The 9,082-nt window shown below is 57.5% G+C and carries 7 protein-coding genes and 1 tRNA gene; all 8 read left to right on the top strand.

Annotation, left to right across the window (positions count from 1 at the left end):
* Positions 1–134: 134 nt before the first annotated feature.
* The 8 genes from ACTG3T_RS00705 (at position 135) to pnp (ending at position 9,030) form a co-directional block, all read left to right on the top strand.
* Positions 135–211 (top strand) — tRNA-Met (locus ACTG3T_RS00705).
* Between the two features lie 146 nt (positions 212–357).
* Positions 358–813: a ribosome maturation factor RimP gene (rimP, locus tag ACTG3T_RS00710; RefSeq protein WP_439100342.1), complete on the top strand. Its 456-nt coding sequence runs from the start codon at positions 358–360 to the stop codon at positions 811–813.
* 46 nt (positions 814–859) lie between these two features.
* Positions 860–2,353 carry a transcription termination factor NusA gene (nusA, locus tag ACTG3T_RS00715; protein ID WP_439100343.1) on the top strand — a complete coding sequence of 498 codons (1,494 nt, stop codon included), beginning with the start codon at positions 860–862 and terminating at the stop codon, positions 2,351–2,353.
* A 52-nt stretch (positions 2,354–2,405) separates the two neighbouring features.
* Positions 2,406–5,036 carry a translation initiation factor IF-2 gene (gene infB / locus ACTG3T_RS00720; RefSeq protein WP_439100344.1) on the top strand — a complete coding sequence of 877 codons (2,631 nt, stop codon included), beginning with the start codon at positions 2,406–2,408 and terminating at the stop codon, positions 5,034–5,036.
* A 27-nt stretch (positions 5,037–5,063) separates the two neighbouring features.
* Positions 5,064–5,501 carry a 30S ribosome-binding factor RbfA gene (gene rbfA, locus ACTG3T_RS00725; RefSeq protein WP_439100345.1) on the top strand — a complete coding sequence of 146 codons (438 nt, stop codon included), beginning with the start codon at positions 5,064–5,066 and terminating at the stop codon, positions 5,499–5,501.
* Between the two features lie 2 nt (positions 5,502–5,503).
* A complete protein-coding gene (gene truB / locus ACTG3T_RS00730; protein WP_439100346.1) occupies positions 5,504–6,433 on the top strand; it encodes a tRNA pseudouridine(55) synthase TruB in 930 nt (309 codons plus the stop codon).
* Between the two features lie 151 nt (positions 6,434–6,584).
* Entirely contained in the window at positions 6,585–6,854 is a 270-nt protein-coding gene (gene rpsO / locus ACTG3T_RS00735; RefSeq protein ID WP_439100347.1) for a 30S ribosomal protein S15, read from the top strand.
* Positions 6,855–6,912: 58 nt separating this feature from the next.
* On the top strand, positions 6,913–9,030 hold the full coding sequence (gene pnp / locus ACTG3T_RS00740; protein ID WP_439100348.1) for a polyribonucleotide nucleotidyltransferase: 2,118 nt from the start codon (positions 6,913–6,915) through the stop codon (positions 9,028–9,030).
* Positions 9,031–9,082: the final 52 nt, after the last annotated feature.

Genomic DNA, 9,082 nt, shown 5'->3' on the forward strand with positions numbered 1-9,082 from the left:
GGCCGCACCTATAATACGCGACCTCTCACGGGGGCAGCTTAGGGGAGTGTCCCGCGAGATGACTGTTATTAACGGTGTAGCACAATAAAAGCATCGTTGAATAAAGGCGGTCATCACGCAGAGAAACGTTTTGATGCGGGGTGGAGCAGCCTGGTAGCTCGTCGGGCTCATAACCCGAAGGTCGTCGGTTCAAATCCGGCCCCCGCTACCAACAACACCGTTAGCTCCAATGACCGACGGTGTGAATAAAAAAGCCCCTTATGGGGCTTTTTTATTGGCTTCGCGTTTGTATCGCGGGCTGGATGATAGATCGAATAGTGACGATACGTCGTTGCGATGGACGAAAGGAGGCTGGCGATGAGTGCAAGGGAAAACAAGCTGCAAGCATTGCTGGCACCGACCGTGGAAGCACTGGGCTTTGAATTATGGGGGACGGAATACCTCATACAGGGCAAGCACAGCGTTTTGAGGCTGTATATCGAGTCTGAAAACGGTGTGCAGGTTACCGACTGTGCAGCGGTGAGCGAGCAGGTAGGTGCGCTGCTGGATGTGGAAGAACCCATCAGCGGCGAGTACACGCTGGAAGTGTCGTCGCCGGGTGTTGATCGACGTCTGTTTCGGTTAGAGCAGTATCCGGGGTACGTCGGGGAAGAAGTTGAGCTGCGCCTGCGCAGCCCCTTCGAGGGACGGCGCAAGTTCAAAGGCATTCTTCGGGGTGTGGAAGACGACGATATTGTGTTGCTCGTGGATGATCACGAGTATCTGTTGCCCTTCGGCGACGTGGACCGGGCGCAGCTGACGTTGCGGATATAAGCAGCCCTCGGGGCTGTTTTTACGAGGGTTACGAGGTTTTGGAACGATGACAAAAGAAATATTGCTGGTTGCTGAAGCGGTTTCGAACGAAAAGGGTGTGTCCGAGGACATTATCTTTGAGGCGATCGAGTCCGCGCTGGCCATGGCTACCAAAAAGCGTTACGACGAAGACGCCGATATCGAAGTCACCATCGATCGAGAAACCGGCGACTACGAGACCGTGCGCCGCTGGCTGGTAGTGCCCGATGACGAACTGGCGCTGCTGGGCACCCAGTTCACGACGGAAGAAGCCGTCGAGCAGGATGCTTCGCTCAAGCCTGGCGATGTGCACGAAGAGAAAGTTGAGAACGTTGGCTTCGGACGTATTGCGGCCCAGACTGCCAAGCAGGTGATCGTACAGAAGGTGCGCGACGCAGAGCGGGCTCAGGTGGTTGAGCTGTATGAAAGCCGCGTCAGTGAGCTGGTGGCCGGCACTGTCAAGAAAGTTACTCGCGATAACGTCATTGTTGATTTAGGTAATAACGCCGAGGGGTTGCTTCCCCGAGACCAACTGGTAGGTCGAGAGACATTCCGCATCAATGACCGGGTGCGGGCAATTCTCAAGGAGATCAGCACGGAGACCCGCGGCCCCCAGTTGATCCTGAGTCGCGCCTGCCCAGAGATGCTCATTGAGCTGTTCAAAATTGAAGTCCCCGAGATTTCTGAGGAAGTTATCCAGATTCGCAGCGCTGCCCGGGATCCCGGATCGCGCGCAAAAATCGCGGTGAAGACCAACGATCAGCGCATTGATCCCGTGGGTGCCTGTGTGGGTATGCGCGGATCCCGTGTACAGGCAGTATCCAACGAGTTGGATAACGAGCGGGTCGACATCGTCCTGTGGGATGACAATCCAGCGCAGCTGGTCATCAACGCCATGTCTCCGGCGGAGGTTGAGTCCATTGTTGTGGATGAGGAAAACGGCACCATGGATGTGGCTGTCGCGGAAGACAATCTTGCCCAGGCTATTGGCCGCGCAGGACAGAACGTGCGTCTTGCGAGCGAGCTGACCGGTTGGACTATCAACGTTATGAGCGTCGACGAGGCGGTGGAGAAGCAGGAAGCCGAAGCGGGACAGGTGATCCATACCTTTATGGAGAAGCTTGACGTCGACGAGGATGTCGCCGGTATTTTGGTTGACGAGGGTTTTACCACGCTCGAAGAGGTCGCTTATGTTCCTCTCGAGGAGATGACCTCCATCGATGGTTTTGACGAGGATATCGCGGAAGAGCTTCGTGCGCGCGCCAAAGACGCCCTTCTGACCCTGGCTATCGCTTCGGAAGAAGAGCTGGGTGCGCAGGAACCTGCGGAAGACTTGTTAACCATGGACGGCATGGATCGTCACCTTGCCTTTATTCTCTCCAGTCGCGGCATCGTGACCATGGAGGATCTGGCGGAGCAGGGCGTTGACGAGTTAATGGATATCGAAGATATGACCGAAGAGCGCGCTGGTGAGCTGATTATGACTGCTCGCGCGCCTTGGTTCGAGGAAGAGTCGGCCTGATACCCCCTCTGGTTTTAGAGCAGGGTCAACGGGTCACAAGGGAGACAGCGCGATGGCGCAGGTAACAGTAGAGCAACTGGCAGAAACGGTAGGCGCACCGGTAGAGCGTTTGCTGGCGCAGATGAAAGATGCGGGCTTGCCTCACAGTGCGGCGGAGCAGGCAGTGTCCGATGAGGACAAGCAGACATTGCTGGCATTCCTTAAGGCCAGTCATGGTGAGTCCACAGCGGCTCCCAAGCGCATTACTCTGAAGCGTAAAACCATCAGCACCCTTCGCGGTGCAGGCGGTTCCCAGGGCAAGAAGACCGTTAACGTGGAAGTGCGCAAGAAGCGCACCTACGTGAAGCGTGATGTGTTGGAAGAGGATGCGGCGGAGACCCCGGCGGCGGCTTTGGATGATTTGGTAGAAGAGCCCGTTGTTGAAGAGGTCGTGGAGCCGGAAGTTGCGGCGCCGGAACCCGCACCGGAGCCCGAGCCCGAGCCCGAGCCCGAGCCGGAAGATGAAAAAGACCTTGACCCGGAGGTTCTCCGGCAACGCGCCGCTGCGCGCCGCAAGAAGCAGGAAGCTGAGGAAGCGGCCGCCCGGGAAGCGGCTATTGCCGCACGGAAGGCCGAAGAGGAGCGTAAAGCTGCTGAAGCCAAGGCCGCGCCCCGTTCGGCGCCGAGTGGTGATGTGGCCCGCAAGCCCAAGCGACTTCACGATGCTCCCGCTGCACCGGCGCGCGAAGAGCCCAGGAAGAAGAAGTCTCGAGGTCGCGTAGGATCAGAGCCTCTGGGTCGCGGTAAGCATCGCGGTCACAATCTCTCGCTCTCGGATCTGGAAGCTGCCGAGTCCGGCGGCCCCCGTCGTCGCGGCGGGCGTCGCAAGGGCAAGTCCACCCATGAAGAGCATGGCAAACACGGATTCGAGATGCCCACGGCCAAAAAGGTGTACGAAGTAGAGCTCGCAGACATGATTTCTGTGGGCGGTCTCGCCCAGCAGATGTCTGTGAAATCCGGCGCGGTCATCAAAGAGCTGATGAAGCTGGGCGTTATGGCGACCATCAACCAGATGATTGACCAGGACACCGCGACGCTGGTGGTGGAGGAGCTGGGTCACAAAGTCAAGCTGGTAAGTGCGGATGAGCTCGAAGACAACCTGAGCGAAGCACTCTCCATGCACGAAGGCGAGCTGTCGCCGAGGGCGCCGGTGGTGACCGTTATGGGTCATGTTGACCACGGTAAGACGTCGCTCCTTGATTACATCCGTAAAGCCAAGGTCGCCTCAGGCGAGGCGGGTGGTATTACCCAGCACATTGGTGCTTACCATGTAGACACAGACCAGGGGATGATTTCCTTCCTGGATACGCCCGGTCACGCAGCGTTTACCGCCATGCGTGCCCGAGGCGCCAAGAGCACCGATATCGTTATTCTTGTCGTCGCCGCAGATGATGGTGTTATGCCGCAGACCATTGAGGCGGTGCAGCACTCCAAGGCCGCAGAAGTGCCATTGATTGTGGCAGTTAACAAGATGGATAAAGAGGGTGCGGATCCTGATCGGGTCAAGAATGAGCTGGCCGCTCAGGAAGTGATTCCCGAAGAATGGGGCGGGGAGCATCAGTTTATTCCCGTGTCGGCATTAACCGGCGACGGTGTGGATGCATTGCTGGACGCGATTTTGCTTCAGGCAGAGCTCCTGGAGCTTCAGGCCCCGCGTGACGTGCCTGCCCAGGGTATTGTTATTGAATCGCGTCTGGATAAAGGCCGCGGTCCCGTAACAACGCTGCTGGTGCAAAGCGGTACTCTGCGCCAGGGTGATATTTGCCTGGCGGGGCTACACTACGGGCGGGTGCGCGCCATGCTGGACGAGAACGGTCAGCCTATACAAGAAGCGGGCCCGAGTATCCCGGTGGAGATTCTTGGGCTTGATGGCACTCCCGACGCTGGTGATCAGTTTGCGGTGCTTGAAAATGAAAAACGCGCCCGGGATCTGGCGGATTCCCGTCAGGAGAAAATGCGTGACAGCAAGCTCCAGCGCCAGCAGGCGGCCAAGCTCGACAATATGTTCGAGAGTATGACGGCGGGCGAGAAGAAGACGCTTAACGTCGTGGTCAAGGCGGATGTGCGTGGCTCCCTGGAAGCGTTGCAAAGCGCCCTGTTGGAGCTGGGCAACGACGAAGTACAGGTCAACATCGTATCCGGTGGCGTAGGTGGTATTGCCGAGACTGATATCAATCTGGCAGTGACCTCCGAGGCCGTGGTCTTTGGCTTCAATGTACGAGCCGATGCGTCTGCGCGGCGACTGGTAGAAGATGAAGGGGTGGATCTTCGCTACTACAACGTGATCTATGATCTTATTGACGATGTGAAGCAGGCGCTGTCAGGCATGCTGCCTCCGGAGATGCGCGAAGAGATCGTGGGCATTGCCGAGGTGCGGGATGTGTTCCGCTCGCCCAAGTTTGGTCAGATCGCGGGCTGCATGGTGACCGAGGGTACGGTGTACCGCTCCAAACCTATCCGCGTCCTGCGCGACAATGTTGTGATCTATCAGGGTGAACTTGAGTCGCTGCGACGCTTCAAGGATGACGCCAACGAAGTCCGCAATGGCGTGGAGTGTGGTATTGGCGTGAAGAACTACACCGACGTCAAAGTGGGCGACCAGATCGAAGTCTTCGAGGTCCGGGAGATAGCGCGCAGTCTGTAACAGACTGCCAGCGCTGCCCCTAACCCTATGGCCAAAGAGTTTAGTCGCACCGAACGCGTTGGTGATTACCTGCGCCGCGAGCTCGCCTTGATCATTCAGCGCGAGGTTCGTGATCCACGCCTGGGCATGGTGAGCATCACCGCCGTGGACGTGAGCCGCGATATTTCCCACGCCCGGGTGCACTTTACGTTGCTGGGTTCTGATACCGCCGAAGAGGCTAAGCCCTGCACCGACGTTCTCAATAAGGCCGCGGGCTTTTTGCGCTCCGCTCTTGCGAGGGATGCATCCATGCGCAGTGTTCCAAAGCTGCGCTTTGTATTTGATAGCAGTGTGGGCCGTGGCCGGGATCTTGAGGCGCTTATTCATCGGGCTCGCACGGCGGATGATCGCCGCTATGGAGATCTCCCCGAAAATACCGGCTCCGTTAATGAGTCGGACAGCACCGGTCAGAGCGAGGCAAACTGAGCATGGCGCGACGGCGCCGTGGTCGAGCAGTCTCCGGCATTCTTCTTCTCGATAAGCCCCTGGGTATGAGTTCCAATCAGGCCCTGCAGCGCTGTAAGTGGCTGTTCTCAGCCGCAAAGGCAGGGCACACGGGAAGCCTCGACCCTCTGGCAACGGGCGTACTTCCCCTTTGCTTTGGTGAGGCGACCAAGTTTTCCCAGTATCTCCTGGATGCGGAAAAGGGCTATGAGAGCACTTTTTCTCTCGGTAAGAGTACGGAAACCGGGGACGCTGAGGGTGAGACAGTTAGTGAGACCGATGCCGGGCAGCTGGACGAGGCAACCATAGAGCAGGCTCTGGATAGCTTTCGTGGCGCCATCGAGCAATTGCCGCCCATGTACTCGGCCATCAAGCGTGATGGTAAGCCACTTTACAAATTAGCCCGGGCAGGGATTGAGGTAGAGCGCCAGCCAAGATCGGTGACAGTAAAGTCCCTCGAGGTTCTGGCATTCAGGCCGGGTAGCTGCGTCGAGGTAGATGTGCGTATCTTGTGCAGCAAGGGCACCTATGTACGGTCCCTGGCGATGGATCTCGGCGAGCAGCTGGGCGTGGGAGGTCATGTGTCAGCGTTGCGGCGGATCAAGGCCGGTCCTTTTGAGCTGGAGCAGTGCGTGACCATGGCGACATTGGAGGCCTTGCATGAGCATAAGGACTTGGTCGGAATGGACGCGCTCCTACAGCCCACAGACACCGCAGTAGCGCATATGCCCTTGTTGAAACTGCCCGAATCCAGCGGGTTTTACCTGCGTCAGGGACAGCCGGTGCTAGTGCCAAATGCGCCCTGTGATGGTATGGTGCGCGTCGCTTTGGAGACCGGCGAGTTTCTGGGGCTTGGAGAAATTCTGGACGATGGGCGTGTGGCGCCCCGTCGTCTGGTTGTCGGCGGTGGATAACAGGCTTTAGCAGCTGTGCTTCCGCGAACGCTGACGGGAACCTGTCTGTCAATCTGCACGGACAGGCTCTTTTTATTGGTTGGTTAGCCTGGTCGTTGTCGGCAAAATCCGGCAGCGGGGCGCCAGTGCAGATTTATACAAGGAAATTGCAATGGCTTTAAATGCAGAACGTAAAGCGGAAATCGTCCGCGACTATCAGCAAAGCGAAGGCGACACGGGATCTCCGGAAGTACAGGTTGCCCTGCTCACTGCAAACATCGAGCAGCTTCGCGGACACTTTGAGTCCCATAAGCAGGATCACCACTCGCGCCGCGGACTTATCCGCATGGTAAACCAGCGTCGAAACCTGCTGGATTACCTCAAGCGCAAAGATACAGCGCGCTACGCTGAACTGATCAAGCGACTCGGCCTACGCCGATAAACGCTGACACGACCGGGGCATGGGCTCCGGTCGTTTTATATTGAATTGGAGAAAAATTGTGAACCCAGTTACTAAAACCTTTCAGTATGGCGGTCACACCGTCACGCTGGAAACAGGCCGTATTGCCCGTCAGGCGACCGGCGCCGTGCTTGTTACCGTCGAGAACACCAGCGTCCTGGTGACCGTTGTTGCTGAGAAAACCGCCCGCGAGGGCCGGGACTTCTTCCCTCTGGCCGTGCATTACATTGAAAAAGCGTATTCCGTGGGCAAGATCCCCGGTGGCTTTTTCAAGCGCGAAGCCCGTCCCAGTGAAAAAGAGACCCTGACTTCACGGCTTATCGATCGTCCTATCCGCCCGTTGTTTGCCGATGGCTTTATGAATGAGGTGCAGGTCGTCTGTACCGTGATGTCTGCAGACAAGCACATCGACCCTGATATTCCCGCCATGATCGGAACCTCCGCCGCGCTGGCGATTTCCGGTTGTCCCTTTAATGGGCCCATCGGTGCGGCACGCGTAGGTTTTAACGAGTCCGAGGGTTACATTCTCAATCCGACCTATGACCAGCTGCCTGAGAGCAAGCTCGAGATGGTTGTTGCGGGTACGCAGGACGCCGTACTCATGGTTGAGTCCCAGGCGGACCAGCTGACCGAAGATCAGATGCTCGGTGCGGTTCTGTTTGCGCACCAGGAAATGCAGGTGGTTATCAAGGCGGTACAGGAACTCGCTGCAGAGGCTGGCAAGCCAAGCTGGGACTGGCAGGCTCCTGCTACGGACGAGGCCTTGTTAACGGCGGTGACTGATAAGGTCAGCAACGATCTGGGTGAGGCGTATCGCATCACTGACAAGGCGGAGCGTTACGCCCGGGTTGGCGAGATTCGCGAGGCTTGCGTAGCAGAGTTAGCCACTGAAGAGGGTCCCAGCGCTGATCTGGTGAAGGATTACTTCAAGAAGGTTGAGAAGGCGCTGGTGCGCAATCGCATCATCGCCGGGGAGCCGCGTATCGATGGTCGGGATACCCGCACGGTGCGTCAGATTGCCTGTGAAGTGGACATGCTGCCCAAGGCACACGGTTCAGCCCTGTTTACCCGTGGTGAGACGCAGGCTATTGGCGCGGTTACCCTGGGCTCTACCCGCGATGCGCAGATCATTGACGCGCTTGAAGGCGAGCGTCGTGATCCGTTCATGCTGCACTATAACTTTCCTCCCTATTCGGTGGGCGAAGCAGGACGTGTGGGCTTTACCAGCCGTCGTGAAATCGGTCACGGTCGCCTGGCTCGTCGAGGCCTTGCCGCAGTGCTGCCGGATCTCGAGGAATTCCCCTACACGATTCGCGTTGTGTCGGAAATTACCGAATCCAACGGTTCCAGCTCGATGGCATCGGTCTGCGTGGGCTCCCTTGCCATGATGACGGCCGGCGTTCCTCTCAAGGCGCCCGTTGCCGGTATCGCCATGGGCCTGGTGAAAGAAGGCAACCAGTTTGCTGTACTCACCGACATTCTGGGTGACGAAGACCACCTTGGTGACATGGACTTTAAAGTTGCAGGTACAGCCAACGGCGTTACCGCGCTGCAGATGGATATCAAGATCGAAGGTATCACTGAGCAGATCATGGAGATTGCCCTCGAGCAGGCTATGCAGGCCCGTTTGCACATTTTGGGTCAAATGAACGCCGTGCTTGATGCGCCGCGGGAAGTGACTTCAGCGAATGCGCCGAGCATGGTGACCCTGAAGGTAGATGCGGACAAGATTCGTGACATCATCGGCAAGGGTGGCGCAATGATTCGCTCCATCACCGAGCAATCGGGTGCGACGGTAGATATCGAAGATGACGGCACTGTGCGTGTCTTTGGCCAGGATCAGGCGTCGCGGGATAAAGCGGTAGCACTGATTGAAGAAATCACGGCGGAAGCGGAAGTAGGCGCGATCTACACCGGCAAGGTTGAGCGGATCGTCGACTTTGGCGCCTTTGTGAACATTCTTCCGGGTAAAGATGGACTGTTACACATTTCACAGATCGCCAACGAGCGGGTCGAGAATGTGTCTGATCACCTCAAGGAAGGCGAAGAGGTTCGCGTAAAAGTTCTGGATGTGGATCAGCGTGGCCGTATCAAGCTGTCTATCAAGGAACTTCTTGACGAAGAAGCAGCGCCAGCGGAAGCAGCCGGCGACGAATAATGCCGCCATTAGCTTGGTAGTAAAAAGGGCGCTTCGGCGCCCTTTTTCTTGC

The sequence above is a fragment of the Congregibacter sp. genome, assembly GCF_965660375.1.
Taxonomy (GTDB): domain Bacteria; phylum Pseudomonadota; class Gammaproteobacteria; order Pseudomonadales; family Halieaceae; genus Congregibacter.